The 16,785-nt window shown below is 60.6% G+C and carries 12 protein-coding genes; 7 read left to right on the top strand and 5 right to left on the bottom strand.

The genetic code is table 11. The features are described from left to right. The first annotated feature begins 257 nt into the window (after positions 1-257). From M2368_RS10425 to M2368_RS10400, 6 genes are all read left to right on the top strand, one after another. Positions 258-1,247: an ABC transporter substrate-binding protein gene (locus M2368_RS10425; RefSeq protein WP_332499294.1), complete on the top strand. Its 990-nt coding sequence runs from the start codon at positions 258-260 to the stop codon at positions 1,245-1,247. Between the two features lie 110 nt (positions 1,248-1,357). Next, positions 1,358-2,920 carry a sugar ABC transporter ATP-binding protein gene (locus M2368_RS10420; RefSeq protein WP_332489086.1) on the top strand — a complete coding sequence of 521 codons (1,563 nt, stop codon included), beginning with the start codon at positions 1,358-1,360 and terminating at the stop codon, positions 2,918-2,920. Continuing rightward, positions 2,917-3,939, top strand: coding sequence for an ABC transporter permease subunit (locus tag M2368_RS10415; protein WP_332499296.1), 1,023 nt, complete (start codon positions 2,917-2,919; stop codon positions 3,937-3,939). The genes M2368_RS10420 and M2368_RS10415 overlap by 4 nt, the downstream gene beginning before the upstream one ends. Continuing rightward, entirely contained in the window at positions 3,936-4,925 is a 990-nt protein-coding gene (gene yjfF, locus M2368_RS10410; RefSeq protein ID WP_332489088.1) for a galactofuranose ABC transporter, permease protein YjfF, read from the top strand. Before M2368_RS10415 ends, yjfF begins: the two co-directional genes overlap by 4 nt. 217 nt (positions 4,926-5,142) lie before the next feature. Beyond that, positions 5,143-9,708, top strand: coding sequence for an alpha-L-arabinofuranosidase family protein (locus tag M2368_RS10405; protein ID WP_498724422.1), 4,566 nt, complete (start codon positions 5,143-5,145; stop codon positions 9,706-9,708). A gap of 112 nt (positions 9,709-9,820) precedes the next feature. Next, entirely contained in the window at positions 9,821-10,615 is a 795-nt protein-coding gene (locus M2368_RS10400; RefSeq protein ID WP_498724421.1) for an enoyl-CoA hydratase/isomerase family protein, read from the top strand. Positions 10,616-10,621: 6 nt separating this feature from the next. Here the strand turns inward: M2368_RS10400 and M2368_RS10395 are convergent, their stop codons facing one another. Then, entirely contained in the window at positions 10,622-12,181 is a 1,560-nt protein-coding gene (locus tag M2368_RS10395) for a long-chain-fatty-acid--CoA ligase (protein WP_498724419.1), read from the bottom strand. Between the two features lie 205 nt (positions 12,182-12,386). On the opposite strand from M2368_RS10395, the gene M2368_RS10390 reads away from it, so the two are divergent. Further along, positions 12,387-13,172, top strand: coding sequence for a VOC family protein (locus tag M2368_RS10390; RefSeq protein ID WP_105656177.1), 786 nt, complete (start codon positions 12,387-12,389; stop codon positions 13,170-13,172). 68 nt (positions 13,173-13,240) lie between these two features. Here M2368_RS10390 and M2368_RS10385 read toward each other — a convergent pair whose 3' ends face one another. Genes M2368_RS10385 through M2368_RS10370 form a run of 4 tightly spaced genes read right to left on the bottom strand, consistent with a single transcriptional unit; the run spans position 13,241 to position 16,772 of the window. Next, positions 13,241-14,287, bottom strand: a complete 1,047-nt coding sequence (locus M2368_RS10385; protein WP_133834120.1) for an LLM class flavin-dependent oxidoreductase — start codon at positions 14,285-14,287, stop codon at positions 13,241-13,243. 30 nt (positions 14,288-14,317) lie between these two features. Then, positions 14,318-14,524 (bottom strand): tautomerase family protein, encoded by a 207-nt coding sequence (locus tag M2368_RS10380; protein ID WP_286172207.1) that lies wholly within the window; start codon positions 14,522-14,524, stop codon positions 14,318-14,320. A gap of 14 nt (positions 14,525-14,538) precedes the next feature. Continuing rightward, positions 14,539-16,023 (bottom strand): aldehyde dehydrogenase, encoded by a 1,485-nt coding sequence (locus M2368_RS10375; protein ID WP_332498711.1) that lies wholly within the window; start codon positions 16,021-16,023, stop codon positions 14,539-14,541. After that, entirely contained in the window at positions 16,020-16,772 is a 753-nt protein-coding gene (locus tag M2368_RS10370) for an alpha/beta fold hydrolase (protein ID WP_133834117.1), read from the bottom strand. The genes M2368_RS10375 and M2368_RS10370 overlap by 4 nt, the downstream gene beginning before the upstream one ends. Between the last annotated feature and the right edge of the window lie 13 nt (positions 16,773-16,785).

Raw genomic sequence — 16,785 nt, 5'->3', positions numbered from 1 at the left:
TTGCCGAGCTGACGAACAAATAATTGATTAATTACGGATAATTCCCCTTCTCTCATTGATTCCTTTTTGCCTAGTCGGATATCGATTTAGATTGAAAACCGTCGCCCGTTGGCAATGGAAAAAGAAATCAAAAGCCGGAAGGCTCTTCACACCCTAAATTGTTAGCGCTAACATTGTGACCATCGACACATTGTTCTGGTGCCGGAGACCATTCACTCCACCATTTTCCGGCGGGGACCTACGAGGAGGAACTCACGATGAAACGACAGACCTTTTTGCGCACTGGCTTGGCCACGCTCAGCATCGCAGCTATGGCAGCCATGAGCGCATGCGCCGGCTCGGATTCCAGTGGCAGCGAAGGCGGAGGTTCCGGTTCTGAGACCATTACCATCGGTTTCTCGCAGGTTGGCGCCGAGTCCGGGTGGCGCGCGGCGAATACCAAGGACATCCAAGACACCCTGACCGAAGAAAACGGCTTCAAGCTCAGCTTCTCTGATGCCCAGCAGAAGCAGGAGAACCAGATCCAGGCTCTGCGCTCGTACATCGCGCAGGGCGTTGACGTCCTGGCGTTTTCCCCAGTGGTAGAAACGGGCTGGGATGCTGTGCTGCAAGAAGCCAAGAGCGCCAACATCCCGGTGATCCTCACGGACCGCGCCGTTGACACCACCGATGACACGCTCTTTGCCTCGTTCATCGGCTCCGACTTCATTGAAGAAGGACAGCGGGCCGGGGACTGGGTTGTAGAGAATCTGGACAAGGACCTGAAGGTTGTCGAACTGCAGGGAACTACCGGCTCGGCACCGGCCATCGACCGCAAGGAAGGCTTCGGAAAGGCCATTGAGGGAACGGACATCGAGATTATCGACTCGCAGACCGGTGACTTCACCCGCGCAGGCGGCAAGCAGGTCATGGAAGGTTTCCTGAACTCCCATGACGATATCGATCTGGTCTTCGCCCATAACGATGACATGGGCTTGGGCGCCATTGAAGCCATCGAGGCAGCAGGCAAGAAGCCAGGCGAGGACATCAAGATTGTCACCATTGACGCGGTCAAGGACGGCATGCAGGCATTGGTTGACGGCAAGATCAACTACATCGTCGAATGCAACCCGCTGCTGGGCGAGGATTTGGCAGAAATCGCCAAGAAGGTTGTAGCCGGCGAATCTGTGGAGAAGCGCATCGTCGTTGAAGACGCCGCCTTCAGCCAGGATGAAGCGGCCGAGGTCCTGGCCGATCGCACCTACTAGAAACGCAGGCAAGAGCACGAACCGGCGGGCCACAAGCTGGCCCGCCGGTTCACCACCAGGTGGCAGGACAAGCAACTCGCAGAGGCAAGTTAATGATTGATTCAACACCCATGTCACGGACTGAGGAAATCACCGTGCAGCATTCCCCTACAACGAAGCCCATCGTTCAAATGGCTGGAATTTCCGTGGAGTTCCCCGGGGTCAAAGCACTGGACAACGTTGGCTTCCGGCTTTTTCCCGGTGAAGTCCACGCCTTGATGGGGGAGAACGGCGCTGGAAAGTCGACCCTGATCAAAGCCCTGACTGGCGTGAATCCGATCGCTTCCGGAACCATCACGGTTAACGGCAACGACACCCGCTTCACCGGCCCCGCCGATGCCCGCGAACGCGGCATCTCCACGGTGTACCAAGAGGTGAATCTCTGCACCAATCTCACCGTGGCCGAAAACATCATGCTCGGCAGCGAGCCTCGCCGTTTCGGTGGTCTTGACTGGCGAACCATGCGGCGCCAGGCCAAAACCTATCTGGAGCGGATGGGGCTGAAGATAGACCCGGCCAGCTCGCTGGGGTCCCATTCACTGGCAGTCCAGCAGCTGGTGGCCATCAGCCGCGCCATGGTGGTCGACGCCAAGGTACTGATTCTCGATGAACCGACCTCGAGCCTGGATACCGACGAGGTGGCCCAGCTCTTCGAGGTCATGCGGAAGTTGCGTGATGACGGTGTGGCGATCCTCTTCGTGTCGCACTTCCTGGACCAGATCTACGCCATTGCCGACCGCATCACCGTGCTGCGCAACGGGCAATTGGTAGAAGAACGAAAGAAGGACCAGCTGCCGCAACGCGAACTGGTCTCGCTGATGATCGCTGGCACCTCCGATGCCCACGTGGGCGGCGCCAACGAACGCACCGCCGCAACCGAACGCGCGGCCGACGCTGAACCGTTGCTGCAGGCAGTGGGACTCGGGCGCAAGGGAGCGGTGCAGCCTTTCGATCTGGACCTCTATCCCGGGGAAGTCATCGGCTTGGCCGGCCTGCTGGGCTCAGGCCGTACCGAACTCGCGCGCCTGCTTTACGGAGCGGACAAGGCAGATGAAGGGGTGATCAAGCTGGGCGGGAAACCGGTGAAGCTGCGAACTCCCCGGCAGGCCCTGGGCCGAAAAATCGCCTACACATCCGAAGATCGCAAGGGCGAAGGGGTTGTGGGCGAGCTGACCGTGGCCGAGAACATCATCCTCGGCCTGCAGGCAGCGCGCGGATGGATCCGCCCGCTGCCCAAGACCAAAGCCACGCAAATCGTGGACGCCTATATCAAGGCACTGGGCGTCCGTCCGGCCAATCCGAACGCCCTGCTCAAGAACCTCTCGGGCGGGAATCAGCAGAAAGTTCTGCTGGCCCGCTGGCTCGCCACCGCTCCGAAGCTGTTGCTCCTCGATGAGCCCACCCGCGGAATCGACATCGGCGCGAAGACCGAAATCATGAACCTGGTCTCCGAACTAGCTGAACAGGGCATGTCGGTGGTCTTCATCTCCGCTGAGCTAGAAGAAGTCCTGCGCCTCTCGGATCGCATCGTTGTGATGCGCGATCACGCCAAGGTTGCCGAAATTCCAAGCACTCCAGATGTGGATGTGCCACGCCTGATCGAAATCATCGCCACCGGGGAAGAAAACAAATGACCCGTATTTACAAGCATCGCCTGTTTTGGCCAGCGATTGCGCTGCTCGCGCTGCTGCTAGCCTGCACCATCAAGCGCCCGGACATCCTGGGCATCAGCGTGCTGGACGGGCACCTGTTCGGCGCCCCCATAGACATCCTGCGCAATAGCTCGCCGCTGCTGCTGGTCGCCCTGGGCATGACTCTGGTGATCGCCACCCGCGGCATCGACCTGTCAGTGGGTGCCACCGTCGCGATCTCCGGAGCCGTGGCGCTGACGTTCATCGCCAGCTCGGCAAATCCGGGATCCGCAGGTACAGCCGTCGGCGCCGTCATCGTGGCATTGGGGTTGTGCCTGATCCTCGGCGCATTCAACGGCGTGCTGGTGGCGAACTTCGGCATCCAGCCGATCGTCGCCACGCTGATCCTGATGACCGCCGGCCGCGGTGTGGCCATGCTGATCACCAACGGCCAGATCACCACGGTCAATAGCGCACCTTTCAGCAAACTGGCCTCGGGCTATGTGCTGGGCCTGCCGGTGGCCGCGCTCATCGCTTACGGCGTGTTTGCGGTGGTGGCCCTCGTGGTACGGCGTACTGCACTGGGCATGCTGCTCGAAGCGGTAGGCATCAACCCGGAAGCCAGCCGGCTCTCAGGGGTGAAATCAAAAACTCTGGTATTCACCGTCTATGTGTTGTGCGGCCTGCTATCGGGCCTGGCTGGACTGATCTTCGCCGGCAACACCATGGCCGCTGATGCCAACAATGCAGGACTGTTCATAGAGCTGGATGCCATTCTCGCCGTGGTTATTGGCGGCACGTCCCTGGCCGGCGGCAAGTTCAACCTCGCGGGCACCATGATTGGCGTGCTGATCATTACCACCCTGAGCCTGGCCGTGACCGTCCTGGGCGTTTCACCGCTGGTCACTTCGCTATTCAAAGCCATCGTGGTCATTGCCGTGACCTTGATGATGTCAACCCGGCTGCGCGCCATGCTCGGTTCCTTGCGCGAACGCCGCCGCTACCAGGAGGTGGGAGCATGAGCATCCTCAGTGTTCCGCGCAAGTCCATATCCAAATTGAATGTGGACCGGCGCTACCTGCCGGTTCTGGGCACTGTGGTCGTCTTCGGGCTGATGCTCGTCATCGGCGGAGTGCGCTACGAGAATTTCCTTTCGCCCGCTGTACTGTCCAACCTGTTCATCAACAATGCCCACCTGATCGTGCTGGCAGCAGGAATGACGTTCGTGATTCTCACCGGCGGCATCGACCTGTCCGTCGGTGCGGTGCTGGCGCTGTCCTCGGTCATCACCGCAACCATGCTCAATGCAGGGATCCCGTTGTCCCTGGTGCTGCCTATCGCGATTCTCAGCGGATCGATCATCGGCCTGGGCATGGGAGTGATGATCCAGTACTTCGAGGTGCAGCCCTTCGTGGCTACCCTGGCCGGCATGTTCTTGGCCCGCGGCCTGTGCTTCATCTTCGCCCCGGAATCCGTGCCGATCCGCAATGAGGGTTTCGTGGCGCTGTCGAGCTGGGGCGTTTCTGCGGGGCGCTGGCGGTTGACCGCCGCCGTGGTCATCGCCGTGCTGGTGATTGCCGGGTCCTGGTGGGTGCTGCACCGCACCCGTTTCGGCCGCACCGTTTACGCGGTGGGCGGCGGAGAGCAATCAGCCACCTTGATGGGATTGCGTGTGGCACGCACCAAGGTGGTTGTCTACGTCATCTCCGGCACCTGTGCGGCGCTGGGCGGAATCCTCTTCGCCATGTTCTCGCGCTCGGGCTATGCGCTGACCGGTGTGGGCATGGAACTCGACGCGATCGCCGCAGTGGTTATCGGTGGAACACTGCTTGTCGGCGGCATGGGCTTCATTCTCGGCTCGGTGGTTGGCGTGATGGTGCTGGGACTGATCCAAACCATCATCACTTTCGAGGGAACCTTGAGTTCCTGGTGGACCAAGATCGTGATCGGCGGTTTGCTGCTGATCTTCGTGGTCTTGCAACGAATTCTTACCTTGCGGCGAAATTAAGCCCGGAAGGGAAGGGCCCAGGTCCCGGTATTAGCGTACCGGGCCCTGGGCCGTATCCAGCCACCCAAAGGTGGTTTTTGTTCAACGCAGACATTGTCTTTTGCAGGATCCTGTCTACGTCATCACGACGGTAGCACGTCGACTTACCTCACGGAGGTTCAAGCAAGTGATGCATGCCCAAAAACGATGGGCCGTGCCTTTGGCGCTGCTCGTTTCCATGTCCATACCAAGCTCGGCATTGGCTGCCGGGCCCGCAATGAGCTGGCAGCAACCAGCGGCCACCACAGAATTTGGCGAGGCCGCCAGCGAAGACTATGCGGCCTATGTTTTCCCCTATTTCACCGGCGAGAGCACCGATGACGGAGAGAAAATCCATCTCGCCGTCTCCCGGGAATCTGATCCCGGCAGCTGGTATACGCTCAATGGCGGCGAACCGGTCCTGGAGTCCGAGCTTGGTACCAAGGGGCTTCGGGATCCCTTCCTCATCCGGTCCCATGACGGCTCCAAGTACTATCTCCTGGCTACCGATCTGAAGATGCACGGGGGCGGAAGCTTCGGCGACGCCCAAGAAACGGGCAGCCACTCGCTGATGATTTGGGAATCGGCGGACTTGGTCAACTGGTCTGAGCAGCGCGAGGTCGAATTGGCACCGGAGAACTCCGGTAACTTGTGGGCACCCGAAGCCCACTGGGATGAAGCCACCGGGCAGTATGTTGTGTACTGGGCATCGGCGCTGTATCCGGAGGATGTGCCTGAAGCCGAACGCAACATCCAGGACTCGTATCAGCGGATGATGTATTCGACGACGACGAATTTTGCCGATTTTTCCGAGCCTGAAGTATGGATTGATGAACGGCAAGGTCCTGGGCTGGGCATGATCGACTCCACGGTCGCTGAAGTTGACGGCTCCTTCTATCGCCTGACCAAAGATGAAGGCGATATGAGCGTGCGCATGGAATCCTCGCCGGAGCTCCTGCGCACCCAAGGTGTCACTGAAGGTGATGGCTGGGACATGATTGCCGAGAAGATCGGTATTGGACAACCCAACCCATGGGGAGGAACTTTCAACTCTGGCGAAGGGCCAACCATGTTCCCCTCGCTCACCGACGATAATTGGTACCTGATGATCGACCAGCCGTCCTATCACGGTGGCCAAGGCTATATGCTCTTCGAGAGCGAGAACCTTGCTGGCGGCGACTGGACCAGCGTTCCCGAAGCCAAACTGCCAAGCAGTCCGCGTCACGGAACAGTTTTGCCGATTACAGCTGAAGAGCAGCAAGCGCTCATCGCGGCGTATCCTCCAAGCGAAGGGTCCGAAGTCCCTGAACCGGTTGTTCCTGGTCCCGATCCCCAGCTGCCCGAAGGGACCTTCGAGGAGGGATTTGAAGGGTCCGAGCTGGATGGCCGTTTCAGGATACTCAACGAACAAGCGGATGCTTGGAAATTGGAAGATTCCGCGCTGCGCCTGGAGTCCCAGCGAGGCGACACCTGGCAAGACTCCAATGATGCCAAGAACTTGTTCTTAGTCGATGTGCCCGCCGGAGACTTCTCAGTTGCTACCCACCTGACTGCACCGGTTTCCCAAGACTTCCAAGGAGCGGGACTACTAGCGTGGAGTGATTTCGATAATTATGTGAGGGCAGGGCTTGCCCACGTATCGAGCGCACCGGGTGGGCCGGTAGTCATCGAAAGCGCAGTGGAATCCGAGGGAACCTATAGCGCGAGCTATACACCGCGCCCCGAATCGAAAACCGAATGGTTGCGATTGGACCGCAAAGGCAAAGAGCTGACTGTTTATTACGGGGACTCGGAAGGGCAATGGGCAGAAGCTGCGAGTTTCACTGTGCAGTGGAACGCGACCCAGGTCGGTCTTTATGCCTTGGCGGCCCAGAACGGCACTAGCCATACTGCGGTGTTCGATAGTTTCTGGCTCAACGAATCCGGGCCAACAGATCTGGTTCCTGAAGGGAAATTCACGCTGACCGGGCAGGGGGACCATGGGTATCTCGTCGCTGACAAAAAGCAGCGGCTATCCCTGGAGGAAACCCGGCCGGCATCTGCGCTGCGATTCTCCGCCGCTGCTGCATCTGGCGGTGATGCTGCTGGGCAGCACTCGCTCATCCTGTCATCGGAGGCCGGAAACCTCGGCATCAAGGGCCAGAAGCTTCAGCTGATTCCAGGGGAGCAGACGGCTTGGCGAATGGTCGGTGCCGGCGGTGGCAAGCTGAAGATCCGACTGGCGCAGAGCGTTGACGAGAATTCGGCATGGGTCGTGCGCCATAAGAATGGATCGTTGCGGCTGGGCAGCGAAACCGATGCGGTGAACTTCAAGCTGGGCTCGGGAGAACTGGGAAACCAGGTCCTGAACATCGATGGAGACGGCACCTTGCATGAGATTAGCGAAACCATGTACGGGGCATTCTACGAGGACATTAACTATGCAGCCGATGGAGGCCTCTATGCCGAGCTGATCCGGAACCGTTCTTTTGAATTCAATGATTCGGACAATAAGGACTTCACCCCGCTAACCGGTTGGAAGGCATTAGGCGGAGCAAGCCTCAACGTGAAATCCGAGCGTGGCCAGTGGCTCAATGAGGCGAACCGCTCCTACCTGGAACTGGACGCTGCAGCCAAGGGCGATGGAGTGGAAAACGCCTCGTACAACAACGGAGTCGCCGTGAAGCGGGGGAGCAGCTACGACTTCAGCGTCTTCGCCCGGGCAGAAAAGGGCCAGGATCTGGAAGTGAAGCTCACCAGCGCTGACGGATCCAAGGTCATCGGCAACGCCACCGTGCACGTGGATGGCGGCAACGAATGGAAGAAGTACGAAGCGTCGCTCAAGGCCAATGCAACTTCCGATGCGGCTCGGCTATCCCTGGCCGCCACCGCGGCCGGCTCGATCAAGCTGGATATGGTTTCCTTGTTTCCCCAAGACACATGGGTGGGACCGGTGAATGGCAAATCTGTATTGCGCAAGGATCTGGCCGAAAAAGTTGCTGAATTGAACCCGAGCTTCCTGCGTTTCCCTGGCGGCTGCGTCACCAATGTTGGAACCTTCGACACCTACGTACAGTCCGATGGGCAGGACCGGCAGCGGACTTTCCAGTGGAAGGAAACGATCGGTCCCGTTGAATCGCGTCCGGCAAACTGGAACTTCTGGGGCTACAACCAGTCCTACGGAATCGGGTATTTGGAGTACCTGAAATGGGCCGAAGATCTGGGCGCCACCGCGCTGCCGGTGGTTTCGGTCGGAGCCAATGGCTGCGGGTCCAAGATCCCGGAGATGACCGATGCGCAGCGTATCCAGCGTTGGGTGCAGGACACCGTGGACCTGATCGAGTTCGCCAATGGCAGCACCGAGACAACCTGGGGCGCCAAACGAGCTGAATTGGGCCACCCAGAGCCGTTCGGGATCAAGTACATCGGCCTGGGCAATGAGGAAGTTACCAAGACTTTCGAAGCGAATTTCCCAAAGTTCCGCGTTGCGCTCGCAGAGCAGCATCCGGAGATCACCATCATTTCCAATAGCGGTCCCGACGACTCCGGAACCCGCTTCGAGGAATTGTGGAAATTCAACAAGGAACAAAACGTGGACATGGTCGACGAGCACTACTATAACGATCCGTCCTGGTTCCTGGGGAACGACGAACGCTACGATTCCTACGATCGCACGGGTCCTGAAGTGTTTCTCGGCGAGTACGCATCGAGGGGCAACAGCTTCGCCAACGCGCTATCAGAAGCTGCCTACATGACCGGTCTGGAACGCAATGCCGACGTCGTCAAAATGGCATCCTATGCTCCCATGTTCGCCAATGAAGACTATGTCCAGTGGGCGCCGGACATGATGTGGTTCGACAATGACGAATCCTGGGGATCGGTGAACTACTACAACCAGAAACTATGGATGAACAACGTCGGACAGCAGGTAGTGCCTTCCACCCTGAGCGGCCAGGGAGCTGCCTCGGCAGATCTTTCAGGTGGGGTGTTCCTGAGCAGCTGGCTCACCGAGACGGCCTATGACGACCTTCGAGTCACTTCCAATGGCACCGGCGAAACCCTATTCTCCGATGACTTCGCGGATGCGTCTTCGTGGGAAGCCCAAGGAGGCTCATGGGCAGTTGAAGACGGCAAATACGTGCAATCAGACGAGAGCACCGAGGATGGCAGGAGCCTTATTAAAGGGGCCTACGGCAAAGACTGGAACAACTACACAGTTGAACTGACCGCGCGCAAGGAAGCTGGCCAGGAAGGCTTCCTGATCGGGTTTGCCGCTGGAGCCGCTGATGAATTCTATTGGTGGAACCTTGGAGGCTGGGGCAATACCCGTTCGGTCCTGGAACGCGCTGATGGCGCTCGGCAAGGCGAAGTCGCAGCCGGTCCCAATGTGAGTCTCGAAACCGGAAGAGACTATCAAGTCAAGATCGTTCTCGACGGGGACACCATCAAGCTGTACCTGGATGGGCAATTCCAATTCGAGTACACCGAACCGGCGGCCAAGGCCCTGTACCAGGTGGTCACCCGCGATACGGAGAGCAACGAGCTGATCGTCAAGCTGGTCAATCCCACCGGCCACGCATCGGCGGCACGGATCGAGGTTGATGATCTTGAGGTGGGTTCGAAGGTCGAAGGCACCGAATTGGTGGCTGAGCCGGAAGCGCAGAACACCAAAGAAGACCCGGCAAATGTAGTACCGAGGGACTTTGAACTGCAGTCTGGCGAGCATGGCCTGACCTATGAGGTCCCGGCCTATTCGGTAACCTTCCTCAGGATGGCCGGGAAGTAATAATTTCCAGCCTGGACAACAGCTTGCCCCCATTTCGCGATAGATTGCGAAGTGGGGGCATTGCTATTGCCTCTAAAACTTCTGCGGCTTGCACGCGACTGGGAGGAACCTGATGGGCAAGGACAATGAAGCACGGGTCAGCGTAGAAATAGCCGGGTCCACTGCCGTGGTGCTGCTGGATAACCCGGGCCAACTCAACGCGCTCACCAAGGACATGTGCCTGCAGCTGGTGGGCGCCTTTGCCGGCCTTTCGACCGACGACGAGGTCAGTTCCATTGTGGTTCGCGGCGCGGCGGGGAACTTCTGCGCTGGAATTGCCATCGAGGAGATGGACCAGGTGCTCTTCGACCGGGACGCCGACGGGGAGCTGATCAACCATTTCGACCTGATCGACAAGATCATCGTGGGCTGCCCGAAAACCACCATCGCGGTGGTGGAAGGCAATTGCTTTGGCGGGGCCTGGCAGCTGGCCTCGGCCTGCGATATCCAGTTGGCCTCGGATAACGTGCGCCTGGCGATCACCCCAGCAAGAATCGGATTGGTTTTCCCGCGCCCGGGCATCGAACGGCTGGTGCGTACCGTGGGGGAGCACCGGGCCAAGTACCTGCTGTTTTCCGGCGCGGAGATTTCCATTGCCGAGGCGGAGCGCTGGGGCATGTTCACCCGGGTGATTGCCCAGGGGCAGCTCGAAGAAGAGCTGGCCGCATTGCTGGGCAAGCTGGCGGCGAACTCGCCGTATTCCATTGCGCGCACCAATGAGGCAATCAACTTGGTGCGCCAGGGGGAAGCCACCGAGGGCTGGTGGGAAGCGATGTGGGAAGAAAACGGGGCGAACGCGGACCTGGCCGAAGGCAGATCCGCGTTCTTGTCACGCCGCACACCGGACTACGGTGGACTGCCTGAATAGTTTTCGCTAGTCCTGCTCGGCAGTGAACTGCGCAACCAGTTCGCGCTTGAGGATTTTCCCGCTGGGACCCAGCGGGAATTCCTGCACGATCTCGATCAGCCGCGGATACTTGTACGCGGCCATCTGCCCGCTGGCCCACGCCACCAAATCCTGCGCGCCCAGCGTGGAACCGGCCTCCAAGGTCACCGAGGCGACGATCTCCTGTCCGTGGGTTTCGTGCGGCACCCCGTATACGGCGGCATTGGAAATCTCCGGATGGGAAACCAGCACCTCTTCGATTTCGCGCGGGTACACGTTGTAGCCGTTGCGCAGGATCATGTCCTTGGTCCGGTCCAGGATGCGCAGGTAGCCGTCCTCGTCCTTGGTGCCCAGGTCCCCGGTGCGGAACCAGCCATCGACCACCGCTTCGGCCGTGGCCTCGGGCCGGTTCAGGTAGCCGGAGAACAAGTTGTGCCCTCGCACCACCAGCTCGCCCAGCTCACCGCGCGGCAGCAGCCGGATCTCATCCGCATAGGCAGGATCGGCAATTTCCACATCCACGCCCCAGACCGGGGTGCCCACGGTCCCGGGCCGCGGGTCGACGCCCACATGGTTGAAGCAAGCCACCGGCGAGGTCTCGGTCAGCCCGTAGCCCTCGTGGATGCGCGCGCCGAAGCGCTGCTCGAAGGCGGTGAGGATGGATACCGGAAGCGAGGCCCCTCCGGAAATGGCGTAGCGCAGTTTTTCCGGCATCCCTTCGCGCTGCTTGCCTGCTTCGAGCAGGGCCACATACATCGTGGGCACCCCGAAGAAGACGTCGATGCCAGCCTCCAGCAACAGTTCCAGGGCCCCTTCGGCGGTGAATTTGGGCAGCAGCATGACCTCGGCCCCCACCCGCAGCCCGGTATTGAGCACGCAGGTCTGGCCGAAGGTGTGGAACAGCGGCAACCCGCCGAAGAGCTTGTCGCCGCGGCGCAATTCCATGGTGTTCAGCAATGTGGTGTGGGTCTGCTCGATTAACGCCAGGTGCGTGCCCAGCGCACCCTTGGGCTTGCCGGTGGTGCCCGAGGTGTACAGGATCGTGGCCAGGTCTTCGGTGCGGCGCGGCAGGTAGGTGCCAATCGGCGCGGCGTTCCGGGCCAGGTCTTCCAACCGGATTGCGCCCGATTCCGCCGGAGCCAGCACGCTGAGCACCGGCACCCCGGAAGCGGCGGCCCCCGCTGCTCCTTCTGCGAGCAGCGGTGCGGCGCAGATCATCAGCTTGGCTTCGGAATCCTCCAGGATGTAGGAGATCTCGCGCGCCTTGAGCAGCGCGTGGACCGGTACCGCTACGGCGCCCAGGGCCAGAACCGCGTAGTAGGCGCGGGCGAAGTCCGTGACGTTGGGAATGAGCAAGGCCACCCGGTCGCCCGCCTCGATGCCTTGGGCTTGCAGGGCTCCGGCGTATTGCCGGGCCTGCTCCCACAGCTGCTCATAGGTGGTGCTGCGGCCATCGACGGTGATGGCGTTCAGCTCGCCGTAGCGGGCAGCCCCTTCTGCGAGGATGGCCGCCACTGAAACAGTGAGATTGGATGTGGAAACGCTCATGGTGAACTCCTCGGGTCGCCCAGCAGTGCATTGTGTGTTGTGTGTTGTGTGTTGTGTCACATTAAACCATATTGGAACTGCGGTTCAGTACGAGGTATTGAGTTTCGAAATATCTTGAACAATGGAAAATTTCCGTTGCTGATCTGGGTAAAAAGGACATAGACTCAGCCCAAACGAGCTGGATGAATTGTGGAATGGGGAAGCGATGCCGGCACCAAAGGATCCTCGAGCCGAGCCGTGCTGGGTCGATTTGCTCACCAGCGACATGGAGGGCTCCACGCAGTTCTACGGGCAGCTTTTCGGTTGGGAAGTCCGCCATGACGAGGAAACCCGCGACGAGGGATATGCCGAGGTCTACCTCAACGGCGAAATGGCCACCGGCTTCATTGCCAATGACCCGGATTCCGAGGTGCAAGATGCCTGGACCACCTACCTGAATGTGACCGATGTGCACGCCGCCGCCTATGCCACCAAAATGCACGGCGGCAAGGTCTATCTCAAGCCCATCGACATTCCCGGCCAGGGAACCATGGCCATCATCGGGGACCCAGCGGGAACCGGCGTTGGACTCTTCCAGGCATTCCAATCAGCAGACACAACCGCCAGCCGCGCACCGGGCACCCGCATCTGGAACGAGCTGCACACCAGGCACTTCGAGGCGGTGGCCCGCTTCTACCGTGTAGCACTGGGCTGGTGCCTGTCCCCGGTCTCGGACACGGACGAATTCCGCTACCACACCTACGGCCAAGGTTCCGAGGCGGTGGCCGGAATCTTCGACATCTCCAGCTATCCGGATTCCAAGGCCGGTTGGCGCGCCTACTTCGCGGTGGCGGATGCCGAACAGACCGTGGCGCTCGCCGAGAAGCTCGGCGGCACGATCATCCATGAGCCCCATGATTCCTACTTTGGCCGCATGGCCGTGCTCAGCGACGTCACCGGCGCAGAGTTCGCGATCATCGCTCCGTCGCGCAAACAGGAATCTGAAGCCTGACGGCAAAGGCCGCCGGCACCGAAAAATCGGATGCACGGCGGCCTCGGTTCGGGCTGGTCCTTCGCAGCCTACTTCACGAAATTCGGCACAACTTCGTCAATGAACAACTTCAGCGAGCGTTTCTTTTCCTCGTGGCTCAGGGCGTTGTCGCTCCAGAAGCTGTATTCGCTGACGCCCAGGTCTTCGTAGCGGCGCAGGCGCTCAACAACCACGTCCGGCGTGCCGATCATTGCGGTGCGGTGCAGGGACTCAGGCGTGAACTCCTCGCGTTCAGAGAACTTCTCCTCCGGGCTGGGATCGATGAATCCGTTGACCGGCTCCACCTTGTTGCCGAAGACCGCATCGAAGGTGCGGTAGAACTTGTTGATGCCTTCGGCAGCAGGGCGCCAGGCCTCTGGCTCGTTGGCGGAGTGCAGATAAGTGTGGCGAAGCACCATGATGTCAGGGCGCTGTTTCACCTCCGGGTGGGCAGCGATGGCGGCTTCGTACTTCTGGACTAATGATTCGACTTCTTCGTCGCCCTTCATCAGCGGAGTCACCATGACATGGCACCCGTTGGCCACAGCATACTCGTGCGACTCGGGGCTGCGGGCGGCAACCCAGACAGGGATCTGCTTTTGTGTTGGCTTGGGCACCGAGGTGGACGTCGGGAACTGCCAGACTTCACCGTCGTGGGCGTAATCTCCCTCCCACAGCTTCTTGACTGCGGGGATGAGCTCCTGCATGGAGGCACCGCCGTCGGTGGCCTTCATGCCATCGGTCATGCGATCGAATTCGAATTGGTAGGCACCGCGTGCCACGCCTAATTCGGCACGGCCATTGCTGATGACATCGAGCAGCGCGAGTTCGCCGGCTGCTCGGATCGGGTTCCAGAATGGTGCGATGATGGTGCCGGCTCCGAGCCGGATCGTGGAGGTCCGAGCCGCGAGGTAAGCAAGCTGCGGGATCGGGTTCGGGGAGACGGTGTATTCCATCGAGTGGTGTTCGCCGATCCAGACTGTGGAGAAGCCACCGGCTTCGGCCATTTGAGTCAGTTCGACGAGGTTCTCGAAATGCTGTGCGTGGCTGATCGAGTCGTCATAGCGTTCCATGTGGATGAACAGTGAAAAGCGCATATCTGTCCTTCTTTCGTTGCTCTGCTGCCCTTAGGCAGTTGCCTGGGTGCTGTTGCGTTCGGCGATGGTTTGATTGGTCCGGGACCAATGCTCATGATCGACTTCGCGCACGATGACCGTGATGTTTTCGGGGGCCGCATCAACGGTTTCTTCGGCGGCCCGGTGCAAGGCGTCGATCAGGGCGCGCAGCTGCTGGGAACTGCGGCCCTTGGCAATGGATACATCGATCAGTGGCATGGGGCTCCCTTTCCTTAGCCGCGCATCACAAACGGATCTGCGACGGGGGACTCGTCCGTGTTGATCCATACGCTCTTGAGGCGGGTGTATTCGTTCATGGATTCGAGGCCGTGCTCGATGCCGACGCCCGAGTTCTTGAAGCCTTGGCGAGGGGACATCGGGGACATCGCGCGGTAGGTGTTCACCCAGATCGTGCCGGCCTCCAGCCTCCGGGCCATGCGATGGGCGCGGGCAAGGTTCTGCGTCCACACGCCGGCGGCCAGCCCGTACTCGGTGTCATTGGCCATGGACAGCAGCTCGTCTTCGTGCTCGAAGGGCATGATCGCAGCCACCGGGCCGAAGATCTCCTCGCGGACCACGCGCATGTCGTTATTGACGTCGGTGAGCACAGTGGGGGAGAAATAGTAGCCCGGCAGGTCCAGGCCTTCGGGGCGGGTGCCGCCGGCCAGTACTTTGGCGCCCTCGTCTGCGCCGATCTTCACATAGGAAGCGACCTTTTCCAATTGGTCGGCGAACGCCAGCGGGCCTAGCTCGGTGGCATCCAAGAGCGGGTCTCCGATGACAATGGACTTGGCACGTTCGGTAACCCGTTCCAGCAGCTCGTCGTAGACAGACTTGTGGGCGAAGACCCGGCTGCCGGCAATGCAGGTCTGGCCGGCCGCGGCGTAGATGCCGGCCACCACGCCCATAGCCGCGTTGGCGACGTTGGCGTCGTCGAAGACGATGTTCGGGCTCTTGCCACCCAGCTCCAAGGTGCAGCCGATGAAGCGGCCGGCCGCCTCGGCGGCGATCTTCGAGCCGGTGGCCGTAGAACCAGTGAAGGAGATCTTGGCCAGCAGTGGGTGGCTGACTAGCGCCGCGCCGGCCTCGGCCCCGAACCCGGTGACCACGTTGATGACGCCCGGAGGGAATCCGGCCTGCTCAGCCAGCTCAGCCAGCAGCAGCACCGTGCGCGAGGTGTATTCGCTGGGCTTGATCACCACAGTGTTCCCGGCAGCCAGCGCAGGGGCGATCTTCGAAGTGGTCAAAGTCAGAGGCGAGTTCCACGGGGTGATAGCCCCGACCACGCCGAGCGCTTCGCGCTGGGTGTAGTTTAGAATCACCGGATTCATGCTTGGGATCTGGGAACCCTGCACTTTGTCGGCCAGCCCGGCATAGTAGTAGAGGTACTCCGGCAGGGTGGCCAGCTGGCCCCGCATTTCGCGCAGCAGCTTGCCGTTGTCCAAGGATTCGTAGCGGGCCAACTTCTCGGCATTCTCACCGATTAGATCGCCTAGGCGGCGCAGCAGATGTCCACGGGCGGTGGCGCTCAGGGCGCTCCACGAGGGCGCGGAGAATGCCTTATGGGCGGCTTTGACAGCACGGTCCACATCTTCAGCATTGCCGCGCGCGGCCTCGTAAAGATCTTCGAGGGTTGCCGGGTTGGAGCTGGTGAAGAAACGGTCTTCGCTGGGAGCGATGTGCTCTCCGTTGATGAAATGCATGTAACGCTCGCTCATGCCTGTTTCCCTTCGTTATCGCTGAAAAAACTGTTCAATTCCGCGGCCAAGGCCAGCGGATTCTCGACCGGAAGCATATGCCGTGCTCCGGGGATGATGCGCAGCCGCCCCTGCGGCACAGCGGCAACCAGCCGGCGGGACATTTCCGGGGTCGATCCGGGATCCAGCTCGCCGGTGATGGCCAGTGTCGGCTGCTTGATCGCATCGAGTTCGCCGGCAATCTCCTGGTCACCGCGGGCGAAAACCGCGTAGGCGTGCAGATAGGATTCGAGATCGTTGCCCGCCATAGTTTGGCGCGTAGCCTCGATGAGCTGCGCGTCCACCGTGGTGGCCGCGGCCGGGAACCAGCGTTCGATGGCGCGGTCCACTCCCTGGGAGAAGTTCGTGCCGGCGGTAGCCAGGCGCTCTTCCACCGCGGTCGACTCTTCGGCGGTGCGCCGGCATACGGAGTTCACCGCAGACAAGGTCAGCACGCGCCCGGGAGCGAAGCGCGCAAGGTACTGGGCAACCAAGGCACCGAGCGAGAATCCCACAAGATGCACAGGCTCGCGAGTTTCAAGGCGTTCGAGCACATCGGCGGCCAAGCTCGCCAGATTCTGCTCGCTGCGCAGGGGCGGGCGTAACCCGTGCCCAGGCAGGTCCAGGGCCACTGATTGGTGCGCCAGCTGCTCGCGCAGCGGCTTCCACATGGTCCGGTCCAATCCGACTCCATGCAGGAGGACAACCAATGGCTGCTTCGTGCTTGTCATGCGTGCTTCGCTC

It is taken from the genome of Arthrobacter sp. JUb119, assembly GCF_024807995.1.
Taxonomy (GTDB): Bacteria; Actinomycetota; Actinomycetes; order Actinomycetales; family Micrococcaceae; genus Glutamicibacter.
This window is presented reverse-complemented; position numbering and strand designations above follow the sequence as displayed.

What these genes read in the sequence shown, in the direction of transcription:
- M2368_RS10380 (WP_286172207.1), bottom strand. Translation starts at nt 14,524, where the DNA reads ATGCCACTGATCGATGTATCCATTGCCAAGGGCCGCAGTTCCCAGCAG.
- yjfF (WP_332489088.1), top strand. Translation starts at nt 3,936, where the DNA reads ATGAGCATCCTCAGTGTTCCGCGCAAGTCCATATCCAAATTGAATGTG.
- M2368_RS10370 (WP_133834117.1), bottom strand. Translation starts at nt 16,772, where the DNA reads ATGACAAGCACGAAGCAGCCATTGGTTGTCCTCCTGCATGGAGTCGGA.
- M2368_RS10420 (WP_332489086.1), top strand. Translation starts at nt 1,358, where the DNA reads ATGTCACGGACTGAGGAAATCACCGTGCAGCATTCCCCTACAACGAAG.
- M2368_RS10385 (WP_133834120.1), bottom strand. Translation starts at nt 14,287, where the DNA reads ATGCGCTTTTCACTGTTCATCCACATGGAACGCTATGACGACTCGATC.
- M2368_RS10415 (WP_332499296.1), top strand. Translation starts at nt 2,917, where the DNA reads ATGACCCGTATTTACAAGCATCGCCTGTTTTGGCCAGCGATTGCGCTG.
- M2368_RS10400 (WP_498724421.1), top strand. Translation starts at nt 9,821, where the DNA reads ATGGGCAAGGACAATGAAGCACGGGTCAGCGTAGAAATAGCCGGGTCC.
- M2368_RS10405 (WP_498724422.1), top strand. Translation starts at nt 5,143, where the DNA reads ATGTCCATACCAAGCTCGGCATTGGCTGCCGGGCCCGCAATGAGCTGG.
- M2368_RS10395 (WP_498724419.1), bottom strand. Translation starts at nt 12,181, where the DNA reads ATGAGCGTTTCCACATCCAATCTCACTGTTTCAGTGGCGGCCATCCTC.
- M2368_RS10390 (WP_105656177.1), top strand. Translation starts at nt 12,387, where the DNA reads ATGCCGGCACCAAAGGATCCTCGAGCCGAGCCGTGCTGGGTCGATTTG.
- M2368_RS10425 (WP_332499294.1), top strand. Translation starts at nt 258, where the DNA reads ATGAAACGACAGACCTTTTTGCGCACTGGCTTGGCCACGCTCAGCATC.
- M2368_RS10375 (WP_332498711.1), bottom strand. Translation starts at nt 16,023, where the DNA reads ATGAGCGAGCGTTACATGCATTTCATCAACGGAGAGCACATCGCTCCC.